Origin of the sequence: Opitutus terrae PB90-1 (assembly GCF_000019965.1) — a bacterium.
Lineage (GTDB): Bacteria > Verrucomicrobiota > Verrucomicrobiia > Opitutales > Opitutaceae > Opitutus > Opitutus terrae.
Genome location: NC_010571.1, coordinates 500,811 through 527,419, shown reverse-complemented (window position 1 = coordinate 527,419; position 26,609 = coordinate 500,811). Strand labels below are relative to the sequence as shown.

General features: G+C 63.7%; 26 protein-coding genes. 15 read left to right on the top strand and 11 right to left on the bottom strand.

Annotated elements, in window-relative coordinates:
- The first annotated feature begins 58 nt into the window (after positions 1 to 58).
- Entirely contained in the window at positions 59 to 1,591 is a 1,533-nt protein-coding gene (locus OTER_RS02265) for a polysaccharide pyruvyl transferase family protein (RefSeq protein ID WP_012373278.1), read from the top strand.
- Positions 1,592 to 1,594: 3 nt separating this feature from the next.
- Here OTER_RS02265 and OTER_RS02260 read toward each other — a convergent pair whose 3' ends face one another.
- The 5 genes from OTER_RS02260 to OTER_RS02240 all read right to left on the bottom strand — a co-directional run bounded on the left by OTER_RS02260 (position 1,595) and on the right by OTER_RS02240 (position 8,526).
- On the bottom strand, positions 1,595 to 3,124 hold the full coding sequence (locus tag OTER_RS02260) for a 6-hydroxymethylpterin diphosphokinase MptE-like protein (RefSeq protein WP_012373277.1): 1,530 nt from the start codon (positions 3,122 to 3,124) through the stop codon (positions 1,595 to 1,597).
- A gap of 293 nt (positions 3,125 to 3,417) precedes the next feature.
- A complete protein-coding gene (locus tag OTER_RS02255) occupies positions 3,418 to 4,239 on the bottom strand; it encodes a flagellin (protein WP_012373276.1) in 822 nt (273 codons plus the stop codon).
- 241 nt (positions 4,240 to 4,480) lie between these two features.
- Positions 4,481 to 5,302: a flagellin gene (locus OTER_RS02250; protein WP_012373275.1), complete on the bottom strand. Its 822-nt coding sequence runs from the start codon at positions 5,300 to 5,302 to the stop codon at positions 4,481 to 4,483.
- A gap of 1,345 nt (positions 5,303 to 6,647) precedes the next feature.
- Positions 6,648 to 7,469: a flagellin gene (locus OTER_RS02245; RefSeq protein ID WP_012373274.1), complete on the bottom strand. Its 822-nt coding sequence runs from the start codon at positions 7,467 to 7,469 to the stop codon at positions 6,648 to 6,650.
- A 241-nt stretch (positions 7,470 to 7,710) separates the two neighbouring features.
- Positions 7,711 to 8,526, bottom strand: coding sequence for a flagellin (locus OTER_RS02240; protein WP_012373273.1), 816 nt, complete (start codon positions 8,524 to 8,526; stop codon positions 7,711 to 7,713).
- 207 nt (positions 8,527 to 8,733) lie between these two features.
- Between OTER_RS02240 and fliD the strand changes: the two genes are divergently transcribed.
- The 5 genes from fliD (at position 8,734) to OTER_RS02215 (ending at position 12,479) form a co-directional block, all read left to right on the top strand.
- A complete protein-coding gene (fliD, locus tag OTER_RS02235; protein ID WP_012373272.1) occupies positions 8,734 to 10,497 on the top strand; it encodes a flagellar filament capping protein FliD in 1,764 nt (587 codons plus the stop codon).
- A gap of 31 nt (positions 10,498 to 10,528) precedes the next feature.
- Positions 10,529 to 11,245 (top strand): hypothetical protein, encoded by a 717-nt coding sequence (locus OTER_RS02230; RefSeq protein ID WP_012373271.1) that lies wholly within the window; start codon positions 10,529 to 10,531, stop codon positions 11,243 to 11,245.
- Between the two features lie 168 nt (positions 11,246 to 11,413).
- Positions 11,414 to 11,650: a hypothetical protein gene (locus tag OTER_RS02225; protein ID WP_052300269.1), complete on the top strand. Its 237-nt coding sequence runs from the start codon at positions 11,414 to 11,416 to the stop codon at positions 11,648 to 11,650.
- Between the two features lie 7 nt (positions 11,651 to 11,657).
- Positions 11,658 to 12,092, top strand: a complete 435-nt coding sequence (fliS, locus tag OTER_RS02220; RefSeq protein ID WP_012373269.1) for a flagellar export chaperone FliS — start codon at positions 11,658 to 11,660, stop codon at positions 12,090 to 12,092.
- An 18-nt stretch (positions 12,093 to 12,110) separates the two neighbouring features.
- Positions 12,111 to 12,479 carry a hypothetical protein gene (locus tag OTER_RS02215; protein WP_012373268.1) on the top strand — a complete coding sequence of 123 codons (369 nt, stop codon included), beginning with the start codon at positions 12,111 to 12,113 and terminating at the stop codon, positions 12,477 to 12,479.
- A 66-nt stretch (positions 12,480 to 12,545) separates the two neighbouring features.
- Here the strand turns inward: OTER_RS02215 and OTER_RS02210 are convergent, their stop codons facing one another.
- Entirely contained in the window at positions 12,546 to 12,935 is a 390-nt protein-coding gene (locus OTER_RS02210; protein WP_012373267.1) for a hypothetical protein, read from the bottom strand.
- 144 nt (positions 12,936 to 13,079) lie between these two features.
- On the opposite strand from OTER_RS02210, the gene OTER_RS02205 reads away from it, so the two are divergent.
- The 4 genes from OTER_RS02205 to OTER_RS02190 all read left to right on the top strand — a co-directional run bounded on the left by OTER_RS02205 (position 13,080) and on the right by OTER_RS02190 (position 17,049).
- Positions 13,080 to 13,478, top strand: a complete 399-nt coding sequence (locus OTER_RS02205; RefSeq protein WP_158305338.1) for a response regulator transcription factor — start codon at positions 13,080 to 13,082, stop codon at positions 13,476 to 13,478.
- 111 nt (positions 13,479 to 13,589) lie between these two features.
- Positions 13,590 to 15,062, top strand: coding sequence for a sigma-54-dependent transcriptional regulator (locus OTER_RS02200; protein ID WP_012373265.1), 1,473 nt, complete (start codon positions 13,590 to 13,592; stop codon positions 15,060 to 15,062).
- A 283-nt stretch (positions 15,063 to 15,345) separates the two neighbouring features.
- On the top strand, positions 15,346 to 15,876 hold the full coding sequence (locus tag OTER_RS02195; protein ID WP_012373264.1) for a chemotaxis protein CheX: 531 nt from the start codon (positions 15,346 to 15,348) through the stop codon (positions 15,874 to 15,876).
- A gap of 21 nt (positions 15,877 to 15,897) precedes the next feature.
- Entirely contained in the window at positions 15,898 to 17,049 is a 1,152-nt protein-coding gene (locus tag OTER_RS02190; protein WP_012373263.1) for a response regulator, read from the top strand.
- A 181-nt stretch (positions 17,050 to 17,230) separates the two neighbouring features.
- Here the strand turns inward: OTER_RS02190 and OTER_RS02185 are convergent, their stop codons facing one another.
- Complete coding sequence (locus tag OTER_RS02185; protein WP_012373262.1) at positions 17,231 to 17,731, bottom strand: chemotaxis protein CheW; 501 nt, start codon at positions 17,729 to 17,731, stop codon at positions 17,231 to 17,233.
- 293 nt (positions 17,732 to 18,024) lie between these two features.
- Here OTER_RS02185 and OTER_RS02180 point away from each other — a divergent pair, with 293 nt between their 5' ends.
- Both OTER_RS02180 and OTER_RS02175 read left to right on the top strand, forming a co-directional pair.
- Entirely contained in the window at positions 18,025 to 20,217 is a 2,193-nt protein-coding gene (locus OTER_RS02180) for a chemotaxis protein CheA (protein ID WP_012373261.1), read from the top strand.
- A gap of 33 nt (positions 20,218 to 20,250) precedes the next feature.
- Positions 20,251 to 21,123, top strand: coding sequence for an HDOD domain-containing protein (locus OTER_RS02175; RefSeq protein ID WP_044891488.1), 873 nt, complete (start codon positions 20,251 to 20,253; stop codon positions 21,121 to 21,123).
- A 79-nt stretch (positions 21,124 to 21,202) separates the two neighbouring features.
- On the opposite strand, the gene OTER_RS02170 is transcribed toward OTER_RS02175, so the two are convergent.
- From OTER_RS02170 to OTER_RS02155, 4 genes are all read right to left on the bottom strand, one after another.
- The gene (locus tag OTER_RS02170; RefSeq protein WP_012373259.1) at positions 21,203 to 21,724 is read right to left on the bottom strand and encodes a chemotaxis protein CheD; all 522 of its coding nucleotides are present in this window, start codon (positions 21,722 to 21,724) and stop codon (positions 21,203 to 21,205) included.
- A 160-nt stretch (positions 21,725 to 21,884) separates the two neighbouring features.
- Positions 21,885 to 23,156 carry an HD domain-containing phosphohydrolase gene (locus OTER_RS02165; protein WP_012373258.1) on the bottom strand — a complete coding sequence of 424 codons (1,272 nt, stop codon included), beginning with the start codon at positions 23,154 to 23,156 and terminating at the stop codon, positions 21,885 to 21,887.
- Positions 23,153 to 24,238: a protein-glutamate methylesterase/protein-glutamine glutaminase gene (locus OTER_RS02160; protein ID WP_012373257.1), complete on the bottom strand. Its 1,086-nt coding sequence runs from the start codon at positions 24,236 to 24,238 to the stop codon at positions 23,153 to 23,155. Before OTER_RS02160 ends, OTER_RS02165 begins: the two co-directional genes overlap by 4 nt.
- Entirely contained in the window at positions 24,235 to 25,062 is an 828-nt protein-coding gene (locus tag OTER_RS02155) for a CheR family methyltransferase (RefSeq protein ID WP_012373256.1), read from the bottom strand. The genes OTER_RS02160 and OTER_RS02155 overlap by 4 nt, the downstream gene beginning before the upstream one ends.
- A 210-nt stretch (positions 25,063 to 25,272) precedes the next feature.
- Here OTER_RS02155 and flgB point away from each other — a divergent pair, with 210 nt between their 5' ends.
- From flgB to fliE, 3 genes are all read left to right on the top strand, one after another.
- Positions 25,273 to 25,665: a flagellar basal body rod protein FlgB gene (flgB, locus tag OTER_RS02150; protein WP_044891487.1), complete on the top strand. Its 393-nt coding sequence runs from the start codon at positions 25,273 to 25,275 to the stop codon at positions 25,663 to 25,665.
- A gap of 15 nt (positions 25,666 to 25,680) precedes the next feature.
- The gene (flgC, locus tag OTER_RS02145) at positions 25,681 to 26,100 is read left to right on the top strand and encodes a flagellar basal body rod protein FlgC (protein ID WP_012373254.1); all 420 of its coding nucleotides are present in this window, start codon (positions 25,681 to 25,683) and stop codon (positions 26,098 to 26,100) included.
- Between the two features lie 129 nt (positions 26,101 to 26,229).
- Entirely contained in the window at positions 26,230 to 26,562 is a 333-nt protein-coding gene (gene fliE / locus OTER_RS24865) for a flagellar hook-basal body complex protein FliE (RefSeq protein WP_012373253.1), read from the top strand.
- Positions 26,563 to 26,609 lie beyond the last annotated feature (47 nt).

Here is a 26,609-nt window from a genome sequence, read left to right as displayed (position 1 = left end):
TCAATCTGTAGTGGCACGATCGTCGCAGTCGCAACGCAGCCAGTCCTTCATTTGAGCCATGCCATTGCGCGTCTTGGTTCTGAACGACACGCGCCGGGGATCCTTCAACCGGCATCTCGGCTGCAACGTCGTCATGGAAAACCTGCTGCACCTCTGTGCGGCCCATGGTCTAGAGGTGGTGCGGACGCTTACCACCGCTGAGCCTCTCGCCGCGGCTGGTTTCGACGAGAGCCTGAAGCAGGTGGATGCGGTGATCGTCAATGGGGAAGGAACGATGCACCACGACAGCCGGGGCGCATTGGCGCTGAGCGCCGCCATCCTTCACACGAAGCGGGCCGGACGGACGACGGCGCTGCTCAACGCCGTCTGGCAGGACAACCGCCAGGCGAACGCGTGCCTGGGCGCGCTCGACTTCGTGTGTGCGAGAGACCTCCTGAGCCAGGGGGCGATGCGTGCGGCGGGTGCGACGCACGCGCACGCTGCACCGGATCTTTCGCTGTACCGCGCTGGTGCCGAGCCGACGGTGAAACCTTCTTTTCAGGCGGGAGTCACAGCGCCGGCGGCCGCTGCGCTCGTGATTGACAGCGTCGATGACGCTGAAGCGCTGCGGTTGCGACAGTTCTCGGCCACGCACGGGCTGCCGTTTCGCGTGATGCAAGCCTGGGCGGTACGTGAAGCCGACGAGCGCCATCCGCTGGCTCACGAACGATTCTTTTCGCTCGAAGATCTGAATACGTCGAGGGTGCTGATCACCGGCCGGTTTCACGCGATCTGTTTTGCGATCAAGTACGGCCGGCCATTTCTCGCCGTGCCGTCCAACACGCACAAAATGGAGGCGTTGTTGCACGACATTGGACTGCCTGCCGAGGACTTCCTGCTCCCGAGCGGTTGGGAGCGTCGGCCGCCGAGTTTTTGGATCGACCATGCCGCTGCGGCCTGGTCCCGGCATACGGACCGGATCGGCGACTTTGCCGCGGGCGCATCGAGAACGATCGAACAGGCGTTTCGAGAAATGGTGCAACGCCTCGGTGGCGATCCGCGTGTCGTTCAGTCGACCCCTCCGCTCGAGGCGCGCCGCCGGAAGGTTCGCGCCTGTGTGTTCAGTCGGTGGGCGGGGCCGCTCGAGACGACGGCAATGTTTTTGACGCGTGTCGCAGGGACGGACTCCACCCCGGAATCGACGAGCCGCGAACCCCGGCCCGGCCGGGACTCAAGCCAGAAGCTGGCGCGTTGCGTAGCGCGCTTGGAGCACGAAGCAATCGAGTTTCTGCCCAGCCACACGTGCGGTCCGGTTGGTCTGATCGACTTGGCGCGGCTGCCCATGGTGCCGGGCGAGCAGCGGTGGCTAATCAGTCCCGCTGAGCATATCCCGGCTTTGGGGGCGCACGCCGGGAAAGTTTTTGGACTGCTGGTGCGCGTGGGGGTAAAGCATCTGGTGCTGGTGGACGACGAGGACCAGCGCCGGCCGGCATTCGGCGAAATCGCCCCGCACCTCGATGCGCAGCTGGAGGTTCGTGGGATGACCGACGCGGCGCTCGGAACGCGGCTGGCGGACGCGATTGCAACCGAAGGTGGGGTGCTGTCCGCGTAGCTGTTACTCGTCTGGCAGCTTGATCTGCTGCGCGAGCTGACTGAGCTGCGCGAACTCGTCGAGCAGCGCAGACCAGAACTCGGGGGAGCCTTCGATCGGGGGCACAAGATGGGGCATGACCTTTAGCGAAAACGCGCCGAGCGCCCGGCCGCAGTCCGGCTCCAGTAGCAGCCGCTGAAGCAGTGGGGCCATGCAGCTGGGACCGCCGCGGCCCAAGGCTTGGCGGAGGGCCGGAATGGATCGAGTGCCCCGCTCACCGACGGTGCGCAATCGGAGCAAGGGCACACTACCCACGGCGGAAGCTGCGGTCGGAGTCGCAAGTGCTGCGAGTGCGCCGGCCTTCTCGCGAGACGTTCTTGGCTCGGCCAGGCGCCCGGGATGCACGAGCGTTGTGCCGCGCAGCCGGGCGCCGCGATCATTCACGTTGTAGATCGTCGGTGACGTGCGGGCGGCGAGCCGCTCGTCGAGGGCGCGCCAATCGCCCAAGGCGAAACAAGGGACCTGATCCACGTAGTTGCCGGGCACGCGCGGGAGCTGCGCCGTCGGGTCGTAGTTGGACTGCTGGTAGAGCGTGGGATCGGCATCGCGCTGGTGGCGTTGCGCCTGATTGCTGGGATCGACGGCGAGGTCGATGCCGAAGAGGTAAATCGGACCGCAGCCGAGATGGATCGCGAGATCGATACCCGTGCTTCCACAGCTCTCGCTGGCGGCGATCGCCGTGCGGGCGACGCCCTGCGCGGCGAACCAGTCGTCCGTCAATTGATTGCTGCTAAGAAAACACGTGCCCGTGTCGGGTAGCGCCTGCTGCCATTCGGGCGGACTCACACTCGCCAGCACGACGCGGGTCGGTGGCAGCCGGTCAGGCAGGCACTTGGCCGGGATTTTCGCGGCATCGATCGAGATGGCAAAGTCGGCGTGCACGCCGTGGCGGGCGAGCGCCCGCAGCGCCGAGTCGGCGGCGAAAACGACGGCGTGCTTCGCGTAGGCGGCGAGCGGCGCAACGGACACGTCGAGCGAGGGACCCGCGCCGCAGACGAAGGCCGGCACGTCGTGCAGCGCCCCGGTCCATTCGGCCGGCAGCCGGCGCGCGGCATAAGCGGCGGCGTTGCCGAGGATGTGTTTTTGCCAGGTGAACCCGTCCAGCTGGCGCGTGAGTCGCGCGCGGTGCGTGGATTCCATCTGGCGGTGAATTTCATCGACGACCGCCGCATAAGCGGCGGGGTGGTGCACGAGAATCTGCCGCGTGACGAATAGCGACGGCAGGAGCCGGGGGTTGCGGCGGAGAAACTGTTCGAGTCGGTTTGCCGCTTCCGCGGGAGGGGTCGTTTCCACCAGTACTCGTTGGATTCGCTCAGGGCGCAGCGCGACCGGCAATGCTTGATGCGCGGCGTCGACGAACCAAAGCACCTGCTGGAAACGCTGGAATTCGACCGCTGGCAACGAGCCGAGTGCGCCGACGAGAATGCATGTCGTGGCATTTGGGACCGGTTGGCAGAGCAGCCACTCGCTTGACTTCGGAACGGCGTCGGACACGCGAACAGATTGAGGCGATTGGCGCGACGAGAGGCGAGCTGCAACTCGCGACGGTCGGGTGGGAGGCGGCGAGGGCGCCTGCGCTACCGAGGAAAACGCGAAGGCCCCGGACGAAGCCGGGGCCTTGATGCACTACGCAATCACGACGACTGCATGGCCGGGGGGCGGTTTTGGAGACCGGACCTACCGGGGGCCTTCGCAGGGTGTCGGTGCCTGGTTCGCTTGGCCTGGCCGCCGGTCCAACGGCGGCCAGGCTTGGGCGAATCAAGAACTATCCCTGAGTTGGCACTAACTTACTGGAGCAAACGGAGCGCGGTCTGCGCACTCGTGTTGGCCTGGGCGAGCATCGAGGTGCCGGCGGAGACCAGAACGTTCCAGCGGGCGAGCTGGGTGGATTCGGTCGCCACGTCGACATCGACGATACGGCTGTTGGCGGACTCCAGATTGGCTTTGTTAACGGTGACCAGCTCCGACGCGAAGTTGAACCGGCTCTGCTCCGAACCATTGGTCGCGCGCATTGTCGCGACGTTCTGAATCGCGGCCGAGATGTTCGCCAGCGTCACATCGGTGTGACCCAACGAATCCACGGTCGAGGCCGAAATCGTCCCCACACCATCGGTGGTGCTGGTCAGATTGCGGGCGGCGATCGCCACGGACGTGCCACCGTCTTCGGTGATCTGCACGCTGCCGATGTCGGCCGAGCCGAACAGGGCGACGCCGTTGAACTCTTCACCGGCGATGTCGCGCAACTGGGTCTGCAGAGCGTTGAACTCCGCGTCGTAGTTGGCCTTGTCGCTGGAGCTCTTGGTCACATCGGAGTGGAGCACTTTGAGCTCACTGATGCGCTCGAGCACCTTGCCGGCGATCTTCAGCGCGCCATCCTGCGTTTGAAGGAGGGAAACGGCGTTCCCGATGTTGGTCGCAACCGCGCCCTGACGGACGGCGGCGGCGGACAGCTTCATCGAGACCGCCAGACCGCCCGCATCATCGGAAGGATTGACGATTTTCGAGCCGCTCGAGAGCCGATTGAGGCTCTTCTGCAGCATCGTATTCGAAGCAGCGAGGTTGTTGGAAGCAACCGTCGCGGCGTAGTTGGTATTAATCACGACTGCCATGGTATTTCTTTCCTTGAACTAGCAGCGGCACTCCGTAGTCGCCACGGGCCCGGAGAGACGGCGCGGGCCACGCCGTTTGAGGCGAAACCTCAAAGGGGTTACTGCGCGCAGAGCGCGCGCAGAAAATGGGGAATACCTGATATCAAAGAACCCTGGCCCCACAGACTCAGACAACCGCGAGTGAGCCGATCCGCCCGGCCGGAGGACTAGTCCGGCCGCGGCGGCGGGGAGGGATGCGCTCCTACTGGAGGAGCTTCAGCGCCGTCTGCGAACTGGTGTTGGCTTGCGACAGCATCGAAGTGCCGGCCTGTACCAGGACGTTCCAGCGGGCGAGCTGAGTGGATTCGGTAGCGACGTCGACGTCGACAATCCGGCTATTGGCGGATTCGAGGTTCGACTTGTTCACGATGACCAGCTCGGACGCGAAGTTGAACCGGCTCTGTTCCGAGCCGTTGTTCGCGCGCATGGTGGCCACGTTCTGGATCGCCGTGGAGATGTTCGCCAGCGTTACGGCGGCATCGCCGAGCGAGGTGATCGTCGAGGCCGAGATCGTGCCGACGCCCGAAGTACCGTCGAGCAGGTTGCGGGAGGCGATGGCCACCTGGGTACCGCCGTCCTCGGTCACATCGACCTGGCCGATGGCGGCTGAGCCGAACATGGTGACGCCGTTAAATTTTTCGAGCGCGGTGGACCGCAGCTGGGCGGTCAGCGCGACGAACTCGGCATCGTAATTGGCTTTGTCGCTCGAGCTCTTGGTGACGTCGGTGTAAAGCACCTTCAGTTCGCTGATGCGCTCGAGTACCTTGGCCGTGACCTTGAGGGCGCCATCCTGCGTCTGCAAAAACGAGATGGCATTGCTGATGTTGGTGGCGACGGCACCCTGACGGATCGCCGCGGCCGACAACTTCATGGAAACAGCCAAACCACCGGCATCGTCGGCGGGGCTGACAATCTTCGAGCCGCTGGAAAGCCGGTTGAGGCTCTTCTGCAACGACGCGTTCGAGGCCGCAAGGTTGTTGGACGCAACCGTGGCCGCATAGTTGGTATTGATGACAACTGACATGGGATCTTCCTTGATTCTAAGCGCGACGTCCGGGTCGCAGTCGGATCCAGGGGAATCGGCTCTGGATCGCGCCGGCCGCGACGTGAATCGCGACGCCTTCCGATATCGGCCAGCATGGAATCGCATTCACCGGAATCGTGAAAAAAAACGCGGTGGCTAAAGTCGCCGCAGCTTTTGCCGACACCACGCGACTTCGCAATGGAACGGCGCCCGCGATAATTGTTGTATTCCAGTTCAGGTTACGCGAGCGCGGGAGGAGAACGCATCGAAAGCGGGTTCCTCTCCAGCCGCGGAGCGTCACCGGCAGACGTCCTGGCAGGGCGGCGGCGAACGGGTGCGCCGCCGCGGGAGGCACGATGAGCCGGGCGATTGGGCCCCTCGTTCAATCCGCATCAACGCGTGCTCAGCAGAATAGCCGCGGCAGAAGCTGGAGTGTGCGACCGCTCGGCGAGCGGGCGCCCGGACGCCGGCCGGACCTACAGCCTATCCGCAAACCCGGTTCCGGGTAGGGCGAGGCGTCCTCGCAGAGCCGTTCGACAAGGCTTTCGACGCGCTCATTCTGCTGTCCAGCAGAACGAGCAGAGTCGAGGGACTCACGGCCCCGAGCCTATCGCGGGGCCGCGGCTCACCGGGGACGGTGCGCCCTACCTCACTACCTTCAGGTACACACTCAAATTTTCGGACGACCTGAGGTTCTATCCGAGAACCACAGATCTGAATACCTTGATCGATGGTAGGGACGGCCCTCCGAGCCGTCCGCGCTTCGAACGCATCCTCTCGATCACGGACGCTCGGAGAGGCGGTCGCTACCGCCATAAGGTTTTCGACCAGCCGCTAGCGTGCCTGCGCGGTTGCGAAGCATGCGTCAGCCACCGGCCCCGACGAATGCGTAAAGGAGAAATCGCTCCCGCCTAGCCGGAATTTCCCGCCGCAGCCTGAGGCCAGAACCCAAGGTGGATACCGCACCAACCTGACTTTCTCCTCGGCGATCTTGGTCTGCACACCACCCCTGACGAAAGAAAACGATAGAGATAAAGAGGAAGAAAAAACGCAGGCCACGAACGGTCGCGGCGTGACCCCAACTTCGCACCTGGGCGAGACGCCCATGCCACGTGGTACGGGCGGCCGCCCGTGTTTCTCGATGAAAATGCGAAGGCCCCGGACGAAGCCGGGGCCTTGTTGCACTACGCAATCACGACGACTGCATGGCCGGGGGCGGTTTTTGAGACCGGGACCTACCGGGGGCCTTCGCAGGGTGTCGGCGCCTGGTTCGCTTGGCCTGGCCGCCGGTCCAACGGCGGCCAGGCATGGGCGAATCAAGAACTATCCCTGAGTTGGCATCAACTTACTGGAGCAAACGGAGCGCGGTCTGCGCACTCGTGTTGGCCTGGGCGAGCATCGAGGTGCCGGCGGAGACCAGAACGTTCCAGCGGGCGAGCTGGGTGGATTCGGTCGCCACGTCGACGTCAACGATACGGCTGTTGGCCGCTTCGAGGTTGGCCTTGTTAACCGTGACCAACTCCGACGCGAAGTTGAACCGGCTCTGCTCCGAACCATTGGTCGCGCGCATTGTCGCGACGTTCTGAATCGCGGTTGAGATGTTCGCCAGCGACACGGCGGCGTCGCCCAGCGAATCCACGGTCGAGGCCGAAATCGTGCCCACGCCATCGGTGGCGTCGGTCAGATTGCGGGCGGCGATCGCCACGGACGTGCCACCGTCTTCGGTGATCTGCACGCTGCCGATGTCGGCCGAGCCGAACAGGGCAACCCCGTTGAACTCTTCCGTCGCGATGTCGCGCAACTGGGTCTGCAGGGCATTGAACTCCGCATCGTAGTTGGCTTTGTCGCTGGAGCTCTTGGTCACATCGGAGTGGAGCACTTTGAGCTCACTGATGCGCTCGAGCACCTTGGCGGCGATCTTCAGCGCGCCATCCTGCGTTTGAAGGAGGGAAACGGCGTTCCCGATGTTGGTCGCAACCGCGCCCTGACGGACGGCGGCGGCGGACAGCTTCATCGAGACCGCCAGACCGCCCGCATCATCGGAAGGATTGACGATTTTCGAGCCGCTGGAGAGCCGATTGAGGCTCTTCTGCAGCATCGTATTCGAAGCAGCGAGGTTGTTGGAAGCAACCGTCGCGGCGTAGTTGGTATTAATCACGACTGCCATGGTATTTCTTTCCTTGATCTGACTGCGGCACTCCGTAGCCGCCACGAGCCCGGAGAGACAGCGCGGGCCGCGCCGTTTGAAGCATAGGCTTCAAAGGAGTTCTGCGCGGGCGAAGGGCCCGCGAGAAATGGGGGTAAGCTGAGAAAGAACCCTGGCCCCACAGACTCAGACAACCGCGAGAGAGCCTGATCCGCCCGGCCGGAGGACTAGTCCGGCCGCGGCGGCGGGGAGGGAGGCGCTGTTACTGGAGAAGTTTCAGCGCGGTCTGCGAACTGGTGTTGGCCTGCGACAACATCGAGGTGCCGGCCTGCACCAGGACGTTCCAGCGGGCGAGCTGGGTCGATTCGGTGGCGACGTCGACGTCGACAATCCGGCTGTTAGCGGATTCGAGGTTCGACTTGTTCACGATGACCAGCTCGGACGCGAAGTTGAACCGGCTCTGTTCCGAGCCGTTGTTCGCACGCATGGTGGCCACGTTTTGGATCGCCGTGGAGATGTCCGTCAGCTGGACGCCACCCAGCGAGGTGACGGTTGAATCGGCAATCGTGCCGACACCCGAGGTGTTATCGAGCAGGTTGCGGGAGGCGATGGTCACCTGGGTGCCACCGTCTTCCGTGACGTCGACTTGGCCGATGTCGGCCGAGCCGAACATGGTGACGCCGTTGAACTTCTCGAGCGCGGTGGATCGCAGCTGGGCGGTCAACGCGACGAACTCGGCATCGTAGTTGGCTTTGTCGCTCGAGCTCTTGGTGACGTCGGTGTAGAGCACCTTCAGTTCGCTGATGCGCTCGAGCACCTTCGCCGTGACCTTGAGGGCGCCATCCTGCGTCTGCAAAAACGAGATGGCATTGCTGATGTTGGTGGCGACGGCACCCTGACGGATCGCCGCGGCCGACAACTTCATGGAAACAGCCAAGCCGCCAGCATCGTCGGCGGGGCTGACAATCTTTGAGCCGCTGGAAAGGCGATTGAGGCTTTTCTGCAACGACGCGTTCGAGGCCGCAAGGTTGTTGGACGCAACCGTGGCCGCATAGTTGGTGTTGATGACAACTGACATGGGATCTTCCTTGATTCTAAGCGCGACGTCCGGGTCGCAGTCGGATCCGGAGGGTCGGCACCGGATCACGCCGGCCACAACTCGCGTTGCGGCGAGGGCTCTAATCGACGGGGGTCAAGTTCAATTTAGGGAAATCTGGAAAATACGCCCGGCCCTCAAGTCGCCCCCCATTCGTGACGATACCTCCCAGCGAATCACTATCTTATCATGGCAGGCATCACGATTTCCGGTCTCGTTTCGAACTCCTTCGACTGGAAATCGGTGGTCGATCAACTCATCGCCATTGAGAAGCAGCCGATCGCGCGACTGCAGACCGAGGAATCGAAGAACATCGACAAGATTTCCAGCTTCACCGGGCTGAAAACCGGACTCGAGGGGCTGCAGACCGCCACCAAGGCACTCTCTGCCGAGGGTTTGTTCGATGGCCGCTCGGCGACGTCCACCACTTCCGGTTCGGGTTGGACCGCCACCGCAGCGAGCGGCACGGCGATCGGCAGTTACGCGATTGCCGTGAGCCAGCTGGCCTCGGCGGCGCGCCGTGTCGGCGCAAGCAGTATTTCCACGAGCCTGAACGCTGCGGCCACCGATCTCGGGACCGATCCCAACGGCATCGCCGGACTGACCCTGGCGACGCTGCCGACTGCCGCGGCCCTCACGAGCGGCGACTCCACTTTCACGATCAATGGCCAGCAGATCACGATCAATTCGGCCGATTCGCTGCAATCCGTGTTCGACGGGATATCCTCCGCGACGAACGGCGAGGTGACTGCCAGCTACGATGCCACGACGGATAAAATCACGTTGAGCAGCAGCGGCGAAATCGTGCTCGGGGCGGCCAACGATACCAGCAATTTCCTTTCCGTGATGCGGCTGGCCAACAACGGCACCGGCACCATCAGCAGCACCACGTCGTTGGGCTCGGTCTCGCTGAGCGCGAAGCTGGCGACCTCGCGGTTGGCCGGATCGCTCAGCGGCGTCGATGCCGAGGGGGACGGCGCCTTCACGATCAATGGCACGACGATCGACTACAACGTTAACAACGACTCGATCGCGTCGCTCCTGACCCGGATCACGAATTCGAATGCGGGCGTGACCGCGAGCTACGATACGGTCGCCGACCGGGTGATTCTCACCAATAAATCGACCGGCGACACCGGCATGAGCGTGAGCGACGTGACGGGCTCGCTGGCGAGTGCGCTGGGCCTGACCAGCGGTGCGACGACGGTCCGGGGCCTGAACGCGCAGTTCACCGTCAACAACGGCGATGTGCTTTCGAGTTCCAGCAATGTCCTGGGTGAGGACGCGCTGGGCGTCGACGGATTGTCGGTCACAGTGAGCACCGAGGGGACCCAGACGATCAACGTCGCGGCGAACACCACCGCGATGAAGTCCGCCATTCAGTCGTTCATCACGGCCTTCAACGCCGTCCAGAGCTACATCGACGACGAGACAAAGATCGAGAAGAAGGCGGACGGTTCGATTTCGACCGGCGTCCTGGCCGGTAACCACGAGGTGGATCGGTGGTCTTCGCAGCTGCGCTCGCTCGCGTTCGGCCAGGTTTCGGGTCTCACCGGCACGGTCAAGCGGCTGGAGGATCTCGGGATCGACTTCAACTCCGAGGATGCGACGCTTTCGATCAAGGATTCGGCCAAGCTCGACGCGGCGCTGTCGACCAGAAGCGGCGATGTGGCGGCGTTTTTTGGCGGCACGACGACGGGGCTGGTGGGGGGCCTCAACAATTACTTGGGAAAGCTGCTCGATACCAGCACGGGGCCGTTGACGACCCAGGTTAAGACACTGAACAACCAGAACACCGACCTCGAAGAGCAGATCGCGGCCCTTAATCGGCGGATCGAGCAGGAGCGCGAGCGGCTGACCAGCGCGTTCATCGCCATGCAGCAGGCGCAATCGGAAGCGCAGACCCAGCAGAAAACGCTCGACAGCTACTTCAATAAGTCGAAGCAGGAGTGAACCCGGGCGCGAGTCACGGTCCATGAATCCGATGAAGCGCGGCCCAAACAATCTCCTCCCTCAGGCGGTCGTCGCGCTGGCGGTGCTGGCGTGGTCGGGGCTGGGGTTCGTGGGCTGCACCTCTCCGGGCATCCACGATCCGGCGCGCATCGGGCCTTTCTTCACCCCGTCCAATTTTGTCGGCGAGGCGCAGCTGCCGGCCGAGCTGCGGCGAGTCGTGTTGATGCCGGTCGCCGCCGGCACGGCTGCGCCCGCGGAAAGCGCGGCGGCGCTCGATCCGGTCTTTTTGACCGAGCTGCAAAAAGAAAACCGGTTCGAGGTGGTGCGGCTGACCCGGTCGGATTGCCTCCGGCGATTCCGGCTCGAGGAGCTGTCTTCGACGGCAGTGTTGCCCGCCAATTTCATGGCGGTGGTGCGCCAGGAGTATGCCGCCGACGGGGTGCTGTTCGTGGACCTTACCGCCTACAAACCGTATCGCCCGCTGGCGATTGGCGTGCGCGCCAAGCTGGTCTTGGCGGGGCCTGATGCCCGGGTGCTTTGGGCGTTCGACAACGTGTTCTCGACCACCGACGACCGCGTGGCCAATGCGGCGCGACACCATTTCCTCAAGACCGACCGCAGCGACGTGCCGGCTGATTTCACCCAGGCTGTGCTGCAGTCACCCTCCCGGTTCGGCACCTATGTAGCCGCAGCGACCTTCGCCACCCTGCCTCCGGTTTATGCGCCTTCGCGCCCGGCGCAGAAATGAAATCGACGTAGTTGCGAACCGCAGCTAAAGTATTCCCTTTGACTGCCGATAACTGACCCATCCACCAACGGCGTTCCCTGTAACCGATCAGCGGCTGACCGTTTCGTTCAACGAAACCCAATGATCAATTCCACGACATCTACGGACAGGGCGGTTCATCCTGATCCGGTGGCGGCGACCAAGTCGGTTGCCGTGCGCGCATCGGCGCCGCGTCCCGATCAGCTTTCGACTGAAAACGCCGCTTACCTTCGCGAAGCGCTGGCGCGGCAGCCGGAGATTCGACCCGAGGTGGTCGAACGCGGCCGCAATCTGGCTGCCGATCCGAATTATCCTTCGATCGACATCCTGAAGCAGGTCAGTGCCGTGATTCTCGCCACGCCCGACCTCACCGACGTCAAGTCGTAGGTCCCCCATGCTCGCGAAGGGCTACGTCCAGACTTACCGGACGAATGCAGTGCTGACGGCCAGTCCGGCGCAGCTCGTCCTCATGCTCTACGATGGCGCGCTTAAGGCGATGTCCATCGCGCGGGAAGCCATGGAGCGGACAGACGACGACCCGCGGCGGATCGAGACGATCAATCATCAGCTGCAGAAGGCCCAGAACATCGTCCTGGAATTGCAGGGAGGGCTGAATTTCGAGGTCGGTGGGGATTTCGCGAAGACGCTGCACCGGCTGTACGACTACCATTATCGCCGGCTCTTCGAGGCGAACCTCCGCAAGGACCTCGCGCCGCTGATTGAAGTCGAGGGCCTGCTCCGCCAGCTGCGCGATGCGTGGGCGGAGATGTTGACCAAACAGGAGCCCGACAAATCCGAGCAACTCGAGAGCTTGCGCGGAGTGGCCTGAACCGGCACCTTCGCGCTCATGGAGTCGTCGACCGAGAAGTTTGATCGCCTGCTGAAGGCGCTCGACGAGTTGGTGGCGGAAGAGGCAGCCTTGATCCGCGCGGCAGATTATGCGGCGATCGGCGGCGTGCAGAAGCGGGCTGAACCCGTGCTGGCCGCGTTGACGGCTCTGGCGCCCGAGAACGCGAGTGTCGAGGCCCGCAAACGCGTGGGCATTCTCCTGGAACGGCGCGAGCAGAACATCGAGACGCTCCGTACCCGGGCGGTGGTCGCGCGCGAAGAGCTCGACTCGTTGCAGGGCAGTGCGCGGCGCGCCGCGCGGATCGCCCCGGTCTACGGCCAAGCGGCCGGCAAGTCTGGGCCGCAGCGTTTGCGCGCCGCCGGCTAAGCGGCGGGAAGGTCAGCTAGGGCGTTGCTACCCAAGAACGGCTGCGCGAGCGCTCAATCGCTCCAGCTAGCCGATAGCGGCGACGCGCTCTTCGGCGCTGTTCTCCGTCGTGCCGGCCGCCGGAGGACCGGCCATCCAAGCCGTGGCGATACGGCTCGCCTCAAGCTTCCAGTTGAGCACCGGCGTGTCATAAACGGACAGCGCCAGTGTGGTGTCGCAGCCTTGCCAGTTCAGACTCGCCTTGATGCAAAAGGAACCATTCGCCAGCGCGTAGTGCTGCACGAGTACCGTGCCCTGGGGCATGCCGCTGTCGGGTTCGCGGCACGTCAGGGTGAGCCGGGCCAGGCCGGTCTTGAAATTGACAATCCGCGCCGAATCCCAGATCGCGCTTTCGTCGGCGTTGGCTTCAACCCGAATGGCGCGTTCGACGTCGGTGAGGAAAGAGAGCAGGCGCATTTGACGGTTACGGACGAACGATGAAACACTTCTTCGACTCGAGACGGGGAAAGCTTAAACAATTGTTCAAGTTCCATACAAGCGCGCCGAAAGTCCCGGGCGATGATTTCGCGGGGCGCTTCAACTTCCAACCCTGGGCCCAACGTGCAATCATCTTCAACCAAACCGAGCGACGGGCTGGTCCTGCTGGTGGAGGACGAGGAGTCCTTAGGCGACCTGCTGGTGCACCTGCTCGGCCGGGCCAAGATTCGGGCCTTGCGCGCCGGTGACGGCAACCAGGCCCTGCAGATTTTCTCCGACCATCAGCGGGAGATCGTCATGGCCTTCGTCGATTGCCGGCTGCCGGACATCGACGGCGGCGACCTCTGCCGTGAACTGCGGCGGCTCAGCCCGGGCCTGCCGCTGCTGCTGACGAGCGGACGCGATCAACGCGCGCTCGTGACGAGCCTCGCAGGCGGCGGTCGCACCGGCTTCCTGCAGAAGCCCTATATGCCGGCGGACGTCGTGCGTCACGTAAACGCGCTGTTAAGCCAGCCTGCCTGAGGAAGCGCAGACAACATTTGTTTGAACTACCGCAGGCCCGCTGTCTAATTCAGCGGTCCTGTCCCAGCGCTATCATCGCGATGGCGGGGACGCTTCACTCTCCGTTTCGCAATGTCTTTTGAGAAGATACTGATCGTCGAGGACGAACTCGTCGTCCGCAATCTGCTCCAGAGCATTTTCCAGCGACACAAGCTGCCGGTGACGTGTGCGAACAACCTGGCGGAGGCCACCGCCCAATTGCAGCGGGAGCAGTTTGACTTGATGATGCTGGACATCCGGCTGCCCGACGGCGACGGCCAGAAATTCCTCGAGCAGGTCGCGGCGATGCCGGAGCGGCCGCTGGTGGTGATGGTGACCGGCTACGGTTCCGTGGAGTCCGCGGTGGGCTGCATGCGGGCCGGGGCGTTCGACTATGTGCTGAAACCTTTTTCGCCCAGCCAGATCGACGTCATTCTCAAAAAGGCGCAAACCTACCGCCAGTTGCTGCGGGTCAACCGGCTGTTGAGCGACGACCCGGAGGATGAGGAGGGGATTCTCGTCGGCCGCAGCCCAGCGATGATCCGGCTGCGGCAGATCATCGAGCGCGTTGCGCCGACGGACGCCACGGTGCTGATCACGGGAGAGAGCGGTACGGGCAAGGAGATGGTCGCACGCGAATTCTACCGCCGCAGCCCGCGGCGCAGCCAGGCGTTCATCAAGGTCAATTGCGCGGCGATTTCGGAGAACCTCATCGAGAGCGAGTTCTTCGGTCATGAGCGGGGCGCATTCACCGGCGCGACGGAGCGACGCGAGGGACGGTTCGAGCTCGCACACCAGGGAACGCTGCTGCTGGACGAGGTGAGCGAGATTCCAGCCAACCTGCAGGCCAAGCTGCTCCGCGTGCTGCAAGAGCGCGAATTCGAGCGCGTGGGCGGGAGCCGCACGATCAAGGTGAACGTTCGCATCATCGCCACCTCGAATCGCGACCTGATGCGGCACGTGGAGAAAGGCGAGTTTCGCCAGGATCTTTATTATCGACTGAACGTTTTCCCCGTCCACGTGCCGGCTCTCCGCGAGCGGCCCGAGGACATCGCGCTGCTGGCGGATCATTTCCTGCGCCGGTTCGCCCGCAAGCACGGCGTCAAGGTCACCGGCTTCGCTGATTCAGCCCGAGCGGCGCTGATTGGTTACCGCTGGCCGGGCAACGTGCGTGAGCTGCAGAACACGGTGGAGCGGGCGGTCATTCTCTCGGAAACCGGCCGCGCGGTGACCGCGGCCGCCTTGGGCCTGCCGGGCGACTTCCTGCCCGGCGAGCTCCCGCTGGAACCCGCGCCGGCGCCCGAAGTGCCCGCGCTACCTGTGGCGGCGGTGGCCGAGGAACCAGCCGGCGCGAGCCCCACTGTGACCGACAGCCATGGGCAGGTCTTGAAGCTCGACGAGCTCGAAAAACAAGCGATTCGGGCGGCATTGCGCCAGACCGGGGGCAATCGCACTCAAGCCGCGGCGGAACTTGGCATCAGCATCCGGACCCTGCGGAACAAGTTGCAGGAATACCGGCTTGCGGGTGATCCGGTGGACGCCGATTTCGCTTCGATCGACAGTTGATCGGGCCTTTCGTTTGCCGGAAGCGGAAGCCATGCGCCCGGCTCGGAGCGGGCCGCGCCAAGGCTGCCGGTCGGCCTTTCTGCCCTCGCCCCCTCAAGCCGTGCCCAACTGAGCCGATCGTTGCGGGATTGGGAGCCGTGTCGCCGAATGCCGCAGGGCAAGGGCTTAGCACTTCAGCCCGCGGGAGTTCGTGTCGTTGTCTCTGCAATCCACGTAAATCCGTTTAATCCGAACCTGTTTGGGTCGATACCACCCCGAAGCTTTGCTTTACCACGCTCTCGTCATGCCCGCCGCCGAGCAAATCACTGCCAACCTTATCCGTGACAACATCGCCCGAGCCGTGGGTGACGTGTTTCGAACGATGCTCGGTCGCGAGCCCAAACTCACTCCGATCCGGAACAATTTCGAGCAGGTCTGGCCGGTGCAATCACCGCTGGCGGACAACCCGCGACCGCACGTCGTGGGCACGGTGGGTTTCATCGGCGATGCCAACGGGCTCATCTACCTCTATCTCGATCTGGCCTTTGCGCGGCTGTGCACCTGCCACCTCCTCGGCATGACCGAGGCGGAACTGAACGAAGCGGGCGACGAGGTGATCAACGATGCCATCGGCGAAATCACCAATATGACCGTGGGCAGTTTCAAAAACGGACTTTGCGATGCAGGTTATCCGTGCAAGCTTACGATCCCTTCCATTCTCCACGGCAGCAATTTCACGATTGAGCCGATCAGCACCGTCACCCGCCACGTGTATCACTTCGACTGCGGAGGCCACCGCATCATCGCCGACCTGCTGATGAAGCAGGACGATTGATCCGCCCACCACTGACCCACCATGCGCTACAAGATTCTCACCGTGGATGATTCCAAGACGGTCCGCATCATTGTGCGGAAGGCCTTCAAACCGTATGACTGCGAAATCTTGGAAGCCGCCAACGGGGTCGAAGGCCTGGCGATCGCCTCAAAGGAAGCGCCGGATTTGATCCTCCTCGACGTGACGATGCCAGTGATGGACGGCGTGGAGATGCTGACCAAGCTCAAGTCGGATCCCCAGCTCAAGGGCATCCCGGTGATGATGCTGACCGCCGAAGGGGGTCGCGACAACGTGCTCAAGATCGCGAAAATCGGCGTGCGCGATTACCTGGTGAAGCCGTTCAAGGAAGACGTGCTGATCGAGAAGGCCGGCCGCGTCATCGACCTGAAGCCGCTGTCCGAAGCCCCCGCCAAGGCGAAATCCATTTTTGATCCGGCAGACGTTCTCATCGTGGAGGACAAGCCGGCGATCATTCAGCAGATCCAGGAGGGCCTGAAGCACACGCCGTGGAAGATCCACGGGGTGGCGACGCAGGGCGAAGCGATCGACTTCTGCTCGCGCACGCCGCCGGACATGATGCTGGTGAGTCTTTCGCTGCCGGAGGAGTCGGCCTTCACGCTGTTCCGGTTGATCCGGACGAATGTGAAAACCAAATACACCCCGGTGTTTGCGCTGGTGGTGAAGACCGAAACGGTCCAGCAGCAGCAGGCGCAGACCGTCGGGTTCAGCGCGATCGTCACGAAGCCGATCGATATCAACGAACTCGAGAGCAAGATGGCGAAGGCGATGAATCTCGATACGTCGCAGCGCTACTACACCGTCGAAGGCGATACGCTGGTGATGCGGCTGCCGGAGAACTGCTCGCCCGCGGTGATCGCCGAGGCGACGACGTACCTGAAGCCGAAGTTCGCCGAGGCGGTCGACGCCGGGCACAACAAGGTCATCATCGACATTCACCAGATCCGCACGCTGCACATGGGCGTGATCAAGCTGCTCTTCCAGGCGATGCAAACCTGCCGGGACCTCGCGATGGTCTTCGGGCTCGTCGCCAACCCGCAGATCGTGGCCGAATGTAAAGGCTTCGAAGATACGCGCGGCTGGACGTTCTACGAGTCGTTGGACGACGCGAAGGCGAACCTCGGCAAGAACTCGCCGCAACTCGCTTCCGCCTGAGGCGGGGCCCTTCCCGCGGGAATAGCAGAGGGGCGGGCGGTTTTGTGTGTGGCCGCCCGCCCAGTTTTGGGGCGCGGCCTCCGATCGGCTGCGCGGCGGGTGCCGGATGGTCCGCAAATGAAAAGGCCCGCGGGAGGCGGGCCTTCGTGGCGCTTCAGCGCCGAAAGAAGTTGCGGAAAGATCAGGCGGTCGCCTGGGCGATCGTTTGCACCGTCTCCGGCGCGACCACGCGATCGATGTCGAGCAGCGTCTTCACCTGGCCCTTCACCTTCGCCATGCCCAGCAGGTAGGTGGTGTCGATCTTGGTGCCGAAATCGGGCGTCGGCTCGATCTCTTCGTTGGCCAGCGTCACGACTTCTTCGACGCTGTCGACGATCAGGCCCATCTGCACGATTTGTTCGGAGGGCAGTCGTACCTGCACCACCACGATGCAGGTCCGCTCGGCGAACTCCGCCTTTAGGCCGAACTTCACCCGCAAATCCACCACCGGAATCACGCGGCCGCGCAGGTTGATGACCCCCTTTACGAAGCCGGGCATCTGCGGCACCGGCGTGATTTTTTGCATCCGGATGATTTCGCGAACCTTCAGCACAGCGATGCCGTAGGCCTCGTTGTCGAGCACCACGGTGAGGTATTTGCCGGCCAGTTGGTTGGCGGCGACGGAATCGGTCTGATTGGACATGTTGGAAAGGAGTTTGGAGCCGGGCAGGGCGCCACTCTTCCGCCTATTTCGGCGCTTAACGAGACGGGTTGAGCGAAAACGAGATCGACGAACGGGCCGGCGGCACGGCGTAAGCGCCGATCGGGCAGTTTCGTTGCGATGGTTCTGCATGCGATGTATCGTCGCGGCCGGGGTGCGCGCGTCACCAGGACTCGCTTTTCCCGTGCTGCGGGGCATTCGTCGCCGGCGGAACAGCTTAATTTCTGTGGGGACGGGCCGAACATGTGAATGGTTTAACCCTCGAGTTTTTGCGCATGCCTATTCCTCCGGAGTCCTTTCGGGCGCTGGACGATGTAATCAATCGTCTCGCTGCTGAGTCTGTTCTCGCGCAGAGCGGCCGCGATGACGGGCTGGTGCCGTCGTATAGCCTGCTCGGCGACTTGCGCGAGCTTTGCGCGGCGGAGCCCTTGTTGCTCGAGCCACTGGTGGCCATGCATGTGGCGCTGGAAAAGCTGCTCGACACCGCGCACCCGTTCGATGACGCGACCCTCGGCAAACTGCGCAGCCTGGTGGAGTGGTTGCCCACGGCGGTCGATGCACTGCGAATCGGCGCGGTGCCTCCGCCTCCGCCCGGCAAGGCCGCGGTTGCAGCGGCGACGGCGGCGGCGAACAGCGAGGCGAGCGAGGCGGATCATGCGGCGGCGGCGGACGTGCTGCTGACGCTCAATCTCGAGGAAAACCAGGAGCTGCTCAGCGAGTTCTACGGCGAGGCGGTCGATCATCTGCAGCAAATTGAAGCGGCGCTGCTCGTGCTCGATCACGAACCCGAGAATCCTGAGGCACTGAATTCGATCTTTCGCTCGTTCCACACGATCAAAGGCAACGCCGGCTTCCTCGGCCTGGTGCCGATGCACACGCTGGCGCACGAGGTCGAGTCGCTGTTGGATTTGGCGCGCAATCACAAGCTGAAGCTCAATGCGGCGATCATCACCGAGATCTTGCGCAGCCGCGACGCCCTGCAAGCCTTGACGCAGCAGGTGGCGAAGGCGCTGGAAAAGGGCCAGCTGCCGACGCAGATCATCTCAGTCTCTCACCTCATCCGCGCGGTTCACCGGCTGTCGGAGTCGCCGGCCGGCGGACTGCAAGCGGAGGCTCCCGCGCCGCCGGCGCCCGTGGCCGAGAAATTTGTGGAAGTGCCGTTGCCGCCCGAGCCCTCCGCCGTGCTTCCGCCCGTGCCGGTGGCCGCGGAGCCAGTGACCGCGCATGGCGCCGCGCCTGGCCCGGCCCCGGTGGCCCCATTCCCCGCGCCCGCGCCGGCGGCGAGCGCCACCATCGCCAAGGTCGCCAGCGGCGGTACGGTGCGGGTGAATACCGAAAAGCTCGATTCCCTCATGGACGTGGTGGGCGAGCTCGTGATCGTGCAGAGCCAGCTGCTGGAGACGGCCCGGCATCACAACGACGTGACCGGCTCACCGCTGCAGCGCAACGTCGCGCAGCTTTCGCGCATCACCAAGGAGCTGCAGCATACGGCGATGTCGCTGCGGATGATTCCCATCAAGCAGAGCTTCCAGAAAATGGAACGGCTGGCCCGCGACCTGGCCCGCGACTTCGGCAAAAAGGTTTCCTTCGTCACGAGTGGCGAGGACACCGAGCTCGATCGGACCGTGGTCGAGGAGATCGGCGATCCGCTGGTCCACATGGTGCGCAATGCGCTCGACCATGGGCTGGAGCCGCCCGCCGAGCGCGTCGCCGCCGGCAAGCCGGAAACGGGCGTGCTGCACCTCAAGGCGTATCATCAGGGCAGTAACATCGTCATCGAACTCCAGGACGACGGTCGCGGCATCAATCCGGACAAGATCTACCAAAAAGCCATCGAAAAAGGACTGATCGCCCCCGGCACCACGCTGGCGAAAGAAGAGATTCTCGCGCTCGTATTCGCGCCCGGATTCTCGACCGCGGAGAAGGTCACGGCGGTTTCCGGCCGCGGCGTCGGCATGGACGTGGTCAAGCGCAACATCGAAAAGCTTCGCGGTAAGATCGAGATCAACTCCGAGGTGAAGCGCGGCTCGACCTTCAAGGTCAAGTTGCCGCTCACGATGGCGATCATCGATGGGCTCGTGGTGCGCGTCGGCGAAGACCGCTTCATCCTGCCCAGCACGTCCGTGCAGCGCGCGCTGCGGCCCTCGCGCGAAAGCGTTGCCACCGTGCAAGGCCAGGGCGAGGTGCTCGACCTGCGCGGCCGGCTCGTGCCGATTCACCGGCTGCACCGGCGGTTTGGCATTCCACATCAGGCGGAGAATCCATGGGAGGGCATCGTGGTCATCGTGGAGCACTCTGGAAAAATCTCGGCGCTGTTGGTCGACGAAATGGTCAGCAAGCAGGAAGTCGTCATCAAGAACCTCGGGGCTTTCATGCAGGGGCTGCCGGGTGTCGCGGGCGGCGCGATTCTCGGCGATGGCAACATCGCGCTCATCCTCGATCCGGCCACGCTCCTTCAGGCGGCTTGAGATTTCCTGCCTGTTGCCCAACCTTAAGGACCCGTGCCCGATTACAAACCGCCTTCCCTCGAGCAGGTCTGCGAACGTGCGCTCCGGCTGCCGTGCTCGCCTGCCTTGCTGCCGCGTCTGATCATGGCGCTGCAATCGCACGACAGTTCCGCCGACGATATTGCTGCGGTGGTGACGGTGGACCCTGGGCTGGCCTCCGCGACGCTGCGGCTGGCGAACTCGGCGTATTTCGGCGCCGCCATTCCGGCGGAGAATGTGGCGGAAGCGGTGATCCGGTTGGGCCAGCACGAGCTGTATCGGCTGGCCGCGCTCGCGTTGGTGAGCCGCTGGGAATCCGGCACGGCGAGCGGCGAGGCGGGAGATTTCTGCCGGCACGCACTGTGCACGGCGCTGGCGGCCGAGGTTCTGGCCGAGACGACGGAACGCGTGCCGCCGCAGACGGCTTACACCGCCGGGTTGGTGTGCGATTTGGGTAAACTGGCGCTCACGCACGCCTGCGCCGACTTTTATCCGGCCATCCGTGCGCACAGCGCCGCGAATCACTGCGCCTGGACCGATTCCGAGCGGACGGTGCTTGGCTACGACTACGTCGAAGTCGGCGCGCACCTGTTGAAGGCGTGGAACTTTCCGAAACTGCTGGTGGCGGTCGCAGACTTCTATCTGCATCCGACGGACGCGCCCGCCGAGGCTCTGCCGCTCATCGCGCATCTGCACGCCGCGAAATACATCGCCACGTCGTTTGGTCCCGGAGTCGGCGAGGGCGGATTCCTTTTCGAGTTAAACGAGACCTTCCTGCTCGAATGGGGTTTCACGCCCGAGCTGCTGCAGGAAGCGATGCCGATCGTGCATGAGCGCGCCATCTCGCGCCTGCGCGACAAGCTCTCGCAAGGCATGGTCTCGATGTAACGAACGGTCCCGACGGATCGGCGGATCCGCAGCGGACGAGCCGTTCAGGCGGTGGCGCGATTGAACGCCCGTGACTCCATCACGCGGCGAGCGAAATCGCCTCGTTGCCTTCCGGCGTCTTGAGCGTCACGTCGCCGGCGCCGATTTCGAGGTGCACCGTGCGATTCGTGGTCCCGCCGGTGATGTTCTGGCGGACCCGGTACCCGTTGGCGGCGAGAAAATCGAGCGTCGCCTGAGTATTGCGCTCGCCGATCTTGAAGTTGTCGTGGCTCGCCAGCACGCAGGCGCCGCCGGCCACACAGATCCGCAACCGGGAGCGATCGGCCTTGAGGCCGAGGAGCGAGCGGAAGAACAACGGCAGACCGGTGTCGGCGAACATGGCCGGCTGCACGAGGGCCTTTTCGGGCGAAATCGAGGAATCCGGCAGCATCATGTGCAGGATCCCGCCAACCTTCACCACCGGATCGTATGCCAACACGCCGACGCACGATCCGAGCGCATACGTGCTCAGCGTGACCAAGCGGTTGTTGGACACCGCCATGTCGCCAACGCCGATCACGACGCGTTGCGCAAAAATGGAGCCAATGGTCGGGGAGCCCATGCTTCAGCCAGATAAAACCGCCAGCGCGCAGCCGGCGTGGGAATGACGGAAAATGGGCATGAGAAAGCGCGACATACAGCGTCAGGCTGTCGAGGAAACTATACGGTCGCCGGCCGGCAAACTTGAGGCGGCCGGCCGATAAATTCGACGCTAATTGCGCCTAAATCCGGACTAACAATCGCTGGTTGATCGGCGTCGCCTGATTGTGGATCCGGATCTTCGCGATCATGTTCGGGCTCAATTCCTGGCCTTCGCCAATCAGCAGCAAACCGTGCGGGCTGTAGATGCCATTGGCCAGCACCATGCCCGGCTCGAGTTCGTGCAGCGTGATTTCGCGGACTTGCCGCGGGAGCTGCGCCAAATTGGTGACCTTGAGGAAAAGCCGCACTGCTTCGGGATCGTAAGCGGTGCCGGATTGCGACAGCACCAGGTCGATGCCCGCCGCTTTGGGCAGCCCGGATTCGACGTAGCCTACCGCGACGGCCAGGCAGCGGGCCGGCCAGGGAATCGCATCGCCGGCAAGACCGTCCGGATATCCCGAGCCATCGTAGCGCTCGTGATGGGCGCGGATCGTTTCGCCGACGCCTGGCGCATCATCCACCAACGCGGCCAAGGTCTGGCTGTAGACCGGGTGGTTGTGCAGCATCGCCCGCTCGCGGTCGGTAAGTTCGTCGATCTTCGAGCGGAAAGCCCGCAGCATTTCGCGCGGGACGCCGATCAGGCCGAGGTCGCAAAGCCACGCGGCCGCGCGCAACGCGTGCTTTTGCGCGCCGTCGAGCAGGTCGCTCTGCGTCATGTGCTGCGCGTATTCGACCAGGGCCTTGGCCTGACCGCCGAGGATCGGGTCATACGTCGTGAGAATGCGCCGGCAGAGCTCCAGCGAGTGTTCGTAGCTCGCCGCGAGCTCACGGTTCGCGGCATCGAGATGCTGCCGCTGCTGCTCGAGATCCTTCACGCGGGCCGCGAGCGAAGCGTTCGCCTGCGTCAACTCCTCGTTCAGTCGCTGCGTCTCCGCCTGGAGCAGCTGATTCTGCGTGATCAGCTCGTGCCGGTGCACCGCGTTGCGCACCGTGGCGATCAACTCTTCCCGCAACCACGGTTTCGCGACAAAGCGGAAAATCTCACCCTTGTTGATCGCGTCGACGATCGTCGGCAGCGACAACACCGCGGTGATCAGAATCCGTGACGCGAGCGGGCGAATACGCCGGCTCTCGATCAAGAAATCCAAACCGAGCATCTCGGGCATCCTCTGATCCGAGATGATCACCGCGAAATCGCGTTCGGCCACCATGGCCAGCGCCTTGGTGGGGCTGGTGCACGCCACGACATGAAACCGCTCCCGTTCCAGCGTTTGCTGCAACGCGGCCAGCACCACCGGCTCGTCGTCGACGATCAGGATGGTAGGGGAGGAGTCGGGCTTGGCGGCAGTCATGACAACGCCGGCGCGAGGGTGCTCGCGTCAGACAGTGGCGGAGGCGGGCTAGGCGGATGGACTATGAAATCTGCGATGCGGTCGAGCGGAATCTGTCGTTGAGCCGCGCCGTTTTCCCAAGCTGCACGCGGCATGCCATAGACCACACAACTCGCCTCGTCCTGGGCAAATGTAATCGCACCGAGCCCGCGTAGTCGCAGCAGCCCCTCCGCGCCATCCTTGCCCATGCCCGTCAATACGCCGGCGATGGCGTGGGGCGCGGCGCCGCAATCCGCCGCCGATTTGAACAGCACGTCGACGGCGGGACGCTGGTGCCAGATTTGCGGACCCGTGGTGACGCGGGCGCGATAGTGGTCGGCGTGCCACTGGACCATCAGGTGAAAATTGCCCGGGGCGATCAGCGCCAGGCCGGGTTTGAGCATGTCGCCGTCGGCCGCCTCGCGGACTTCGAATGCGCATTGCGCGCTCAGCCGGTCGGCAAAAGCCTTGGAGAACACCGGCGGGATGTGCTGCACCACCGCGATCGGCGGCAACCCCGCGGGCAGTCGGGTCAGTACCTCGCGCAACGCTTCGGTGCCGCCGGTCGAAGCGCCGAGCAGGATCAGCTGCCGCGCCGAGGCCGCGCCGGTTCGCGGCGCCGTGCGCACGGGCGCCGCCGCGGTGCCGGTCGACGGCCGCCGGAGCCGCGCGCCGCCCGCGGCCTTGACGCGCGCGATCAGCTGCGCGCCGAGGTCGCCGAAGGAATACGCCCCCGATGGCTTGCCGAGCACGTCGAAGGCTCCGAGCCGCAGCGCCTCGAGCGCGTAGTCCGAGCCCTTCTGGGAAAGCGAGCTCATGATCACCACGGGCATCGGGTGCTGGTCCATCAGGATCCGCAGGAAGGTCAGCCCATCCATCCGCGGCATTTCCAGATCCAGCGTCAGCACGTCAGGATCGAGCTCCTTGATCCGATCGCGCGCCACGTAGGGATCCGCCGCCGTGCCGACCACTTCGATTTCGGGATCGGCCCGCAGCGCCTCGGTCACGAGTCTTCGGACGACGGCCGAGTCGTCGACAATGAGTACCCGGATGCGACGGTTCATAACGGATGTGTCGCAGGCCGTCGATAGATGGCCGGTTTGACGGTTTGGAGATGATGGTGAATGCCCGTGAGACTTTCCGCGTGGCCGACGAAAAGATATCCGCCTGGCACCAGCCGGCGGGCGAGCTTGTTGACCAGCTCTTCCTGCGTCGGGCGATCGAAGTAGATCATCACGTTGCGGCAGAAAATCACGTGGAAGAGCTCATTGAAAGGCGGTTCTCCCTCGAGCAGGTTCAGGTGGCGAAACATCACCTGGCTGCGGAGCGCGGCCTTCACCCGATAGTTGCCGTCCTGCGGACCGAACCCGCGTTGGAAGTGGGTTTGCACCGTCATTTTCGGCAGTCGGTCCACCGTCTCGTCGCGATAGATACCCAGGCGAGCCTTTTCGAGCACGCGATGGGAGATGTCGGTCGCCTGCACCTGCCACGGCCAGCCGGTCAACGCCTCGGCCAGCGTGATGGCGATGGAGTAGGGTTCCTCGCCGGACGAGCACGCGGCGCTCCAAACGAGCAGCCGGGACCAGCGCTCTTTCGCCGCGCGGGCCTTCATTTCGGGCACGACCGTCGTACGCAGAAAATCGAAATGGGAGGTCTCGCGGAAAAAGAACGTGTGGTTGGTCGAGATGACGTCGATCAGGTTCGCCAGCTCACCCTCGGAATCCGGCGACTTCAGCAGCCGGCAATATTCACCGACGCTGTGCAGCTTCATGGCGCGCAGCCGCTTGCCCAGACGCGCAGAGACCAACTCGCGCTTATCCGGGCTTAAGTTGATACGGCTGCGTTCGTAAACGAGATTCCGGATAAACTCGAACTCACTTTCCCTCATGAGGAGTGCCGACTATATCGTCTCCCACCGGCAAGAATGAAGTGCAGCTTGGCGGATTCAGCCGGGCGGCCGGCAAATCTTGCCGGTGCGCGACACCACGCTTCAGGCGATCGGTCTCCGCGGCTTCGCGTCATGTTTATTCGTCTGTGAGCTAGGAGCTTATAATACATGCCCGCGCCATGGCACCTCCTTTGCTTAGCAGGCGCCGAAATGATTGATCCGATCTTCCAAGCTGACAACTACCAGCTCGCTCGGAAGCTTCTCGATGCCGCTGTCCTGCGCCAGGAGGCGATCGCGTCGAACGTCGCGAACGCGGAAACGCCGGGCTATCACCGCCTCGACATCGCGCCGGACTTCGAGGCCCAGCTGAAATCGAGTCTCGCCGCCGGCGAATTGGGCACGTCGGGCGAGCGGTTGAAACCGCGGTTGGTCGAGGATCTGACCGCCCGGAGCCTGCGTCCCGATGGCAACACGGTGGAAATCGAGCGCGAGCTGCTCGCGATGAACAAGAACGCGGTGCAACACGAGTATCTCACCGAGCTGGTCTCGAACAACCTGCGGCAGCTGCGCATGGCCATTACCGGCCGCAGCACGGCGATGTAACGCTTCTGACCCGGCATGAATCTCATCTCCGGCATCGACATCACCGCGGGCGCGCTCAACGCGCAAAAGACGCGGCTCGACATGGTCGCGCAGAATATCGCCAACGCGCAGACCACTCGTACGCCGAACGGCGGACCGTATCAACGGCAGGTCGTTTCGTTCGAGACAGAGCTGGTTCGCCGCGAAGGTCTGTCCGGCCCCGCGCTGCAAAGCGTCAAGGTTGCCAATGTCACCGCCGATCGCAGCCCCGGCCAGCAGGTGTTCAATCCGCAGCATCCCGACGCCGGGCCCGACGGTCTCGTGACGATGCCCAACGTGAATCTTTCCTACGAAATGGTCGACCTGATCACGGCCTCGCGGGCCTACGAGGCCAATCTGGCCGTAGTGCGCAACGCACGACAGATGGCCGTGAAAACTCTCCAAATAGGCAAATAGGCCAAGAGCGCAGAGTCCAGCGTCTAGAGCCCGAAACCTGAACACGCAGCCCATCTCATTCTTCGCACCCCGTCTTGGATCCCAGCTCGGACTCCCAGCTCTAGACTCTCTGCTCTCAGCTTCTCACCCATGTCTCCCGTCGGCACGATTTCTCCTCTCCAATCCGGCCTGCTCACCCGCATCGACGCGCCGCTGCCGAAGACGGCGCTCACGCCTTCGGGTCCGCTCACCGCGACCCCCACGCAGGGCTTCGGCCAACTGCTCGATGGCGTGGTGGGCACGGTGGTGGAAAAACAAACCATCGCGCAGGAGGCGACACGCAAGGTTCTGCTCGGTGAATCCGATCAGCTCCACCAAAGCGTGATCGCGATGCAGGAAGCCTCGGTGGCGTTCTCCATGATGGTGGAGGTCCGCAACAAGCTCGTGGAATCGTATCAGGAGCTGATGCGCATGCAGGTGTGAGTTTTCGCCCGCCCGCTCGCTCCAGCCGTCCTCCTCTCACCTGACTG

Excerpts from the sequence above, each read along its gene's own strand:
- OTER_RS02265 (WP_012373278.1), top strand. The coding sequence starts at position 59 with ATGCCATTGCGCGTCTTGGTTCTGAACGACACGCGCCGGGGATCCTTC.
- OTER_RS02255 (WP_012373276.1), bottom strand. The coding sequence starts at position 4,239 with ATGGCAGTCGTGATTAATACCAACTACGCCGCGACGGTTGCTTCCAAC.
- OTER_RS02250 (WP_012373275.1), bottom strand. The coding sequence starts at position 5,302 with ATGTCAGTTGTCATCAATACCAACTATGCGGCCACGGTTGCGTCCAAC.
- OTER_RS02245 (WP_012373274.1), bottom strand. The coding sequence starts at position 7,469 with ATGGCAGTCGTGATTAATACCAACTACGCCGCGACGGTTGCTTCCAAC.
- OTER_RS02240 (WP_012373273.1), bottom strand. The coding sequence starts at position 8,526 with ATGTCAGTTGTCATCAACACCAACTATGCGGCCACGGTTGCGTCCAAC.
- fliD (WP_012373272.1), top strand. The coding sequence starts at position 8,734 with ATGGCAGGCATCACGATTTCCGGTCTCGTTTCGAACTCCTTCGACTGG.
- OTER_RS02230 (WP_012373271.1), top strand. The coding sequence starts at position 10,529 with ATGAAGCGCGGCCCAAACAATCTCCTCCCTCAGGCGGTCGTCGCGCTG.
- fliS (WP_012373269.1), top strand. The coding sequence starts at position 11,658 with ATGCTCGCGAAGGGCTACGTCCAGACTTACCGGACGAATGCAGTGCTG.
- OTER_RS02215 (WP_012373268.1), top strand. The coding sequence starts at position 12,111 with ATGGAGTCGTCGACCGAGAAGTTTGATCGCCTGCTGAAGGCGCTCGAC.
- OTER_RS02210 (WP_012373267.1), bottom strand. The coding sequence starts at position 12,935 with ATGCGCCTGCTCTCTTTCCTCACCGACGTCGAACGCGCCATTCGGGTT.
- OTER_RS02200 (WP_012373265.1), top strand. The coding sequence starts at position 13,590 with ATGTCTTTTGAGAAGATACTGATCGTCGAGGACGAACTCGTCGTCCGC.
- OTER_RS02195 (WP_012373264.1), top strand. The coding sequence starts at position 15,346 with ATGCCCGCCGCCGAGCAAATCACTGCCAACCTTATCCGTGACAACATC.
- OTER_RS02190 (WP_012373263.1), top strand. The coding sequence starts at position 15,898 with ATGCGCTACAAGATTCTCACCGTGGATGATTCCAAGACGGTCCGCATC.
- OTER_RS02185 (WP_012373262.1), bottom strand. The coding sequence starts at position 17,731 with ATGTCCAATCAGACCGATTCCGTCGCCGCCAACCAACTGGCCGGCAAA.
- OTER_RS02180 (WP_012373261.1), top strand. The coding sequence starts at position 18,025 with ATGCCTATTCCTCCGGAGTCCTTTCGGGCGCTGGACGATGTAATCAAT.
- OTER_RS02170 (WP_012373259.1), bottom strand. The coding sequence starts at position 21,724 with ATGGGCTCCCCGACCATTGGCTCCATTTTTGCGCAACGCGTCGTGATC.
- OTER_RS02165 (WP_012373258.1), bottom strand. The coding sequence starts at position 23,156 with ATGACTGCCGCCAAGCCCGACTCCTCCCCTACCATCCTGATCGTCGAC.
- OTER_RS02160 (WP_012373257.1), bottom strand. The coding sequence starts at position 24,238 with ATGAACCGTCGCATCCGGGTACTCATTGTCGACGACTCGGCCGTCGTC.
- OTER_RS02155 (WP_012373256.1), bottom strand. The coding sequence starts at position 25,062 with ATGAGGGAAAGTGAGTTCGAGTTTATCCGGAATCTCGTTTACGAACGC.
- flgB (WP_044891487.1), top strand. The coding sequence starts at position 25,273 with ATGATTGATCCGATCTTCCAAGCTGACAACTACCAGCTCGCTCGGAAG.
- flgC (WP_012373254.1), top strand. The coding sequence starts at position 25,681 with ATGAATCTCATCTCCGGCATCGACATCACCGCGGGCGCGCTCAACGCG.
- fliE (WP_012373253.1), top strand. The coding sequence starts at position 26,230 with ATGTCTCCCGTCGGCACGATTTCTCCTCTCCAATCCGGCCTGCTCACC.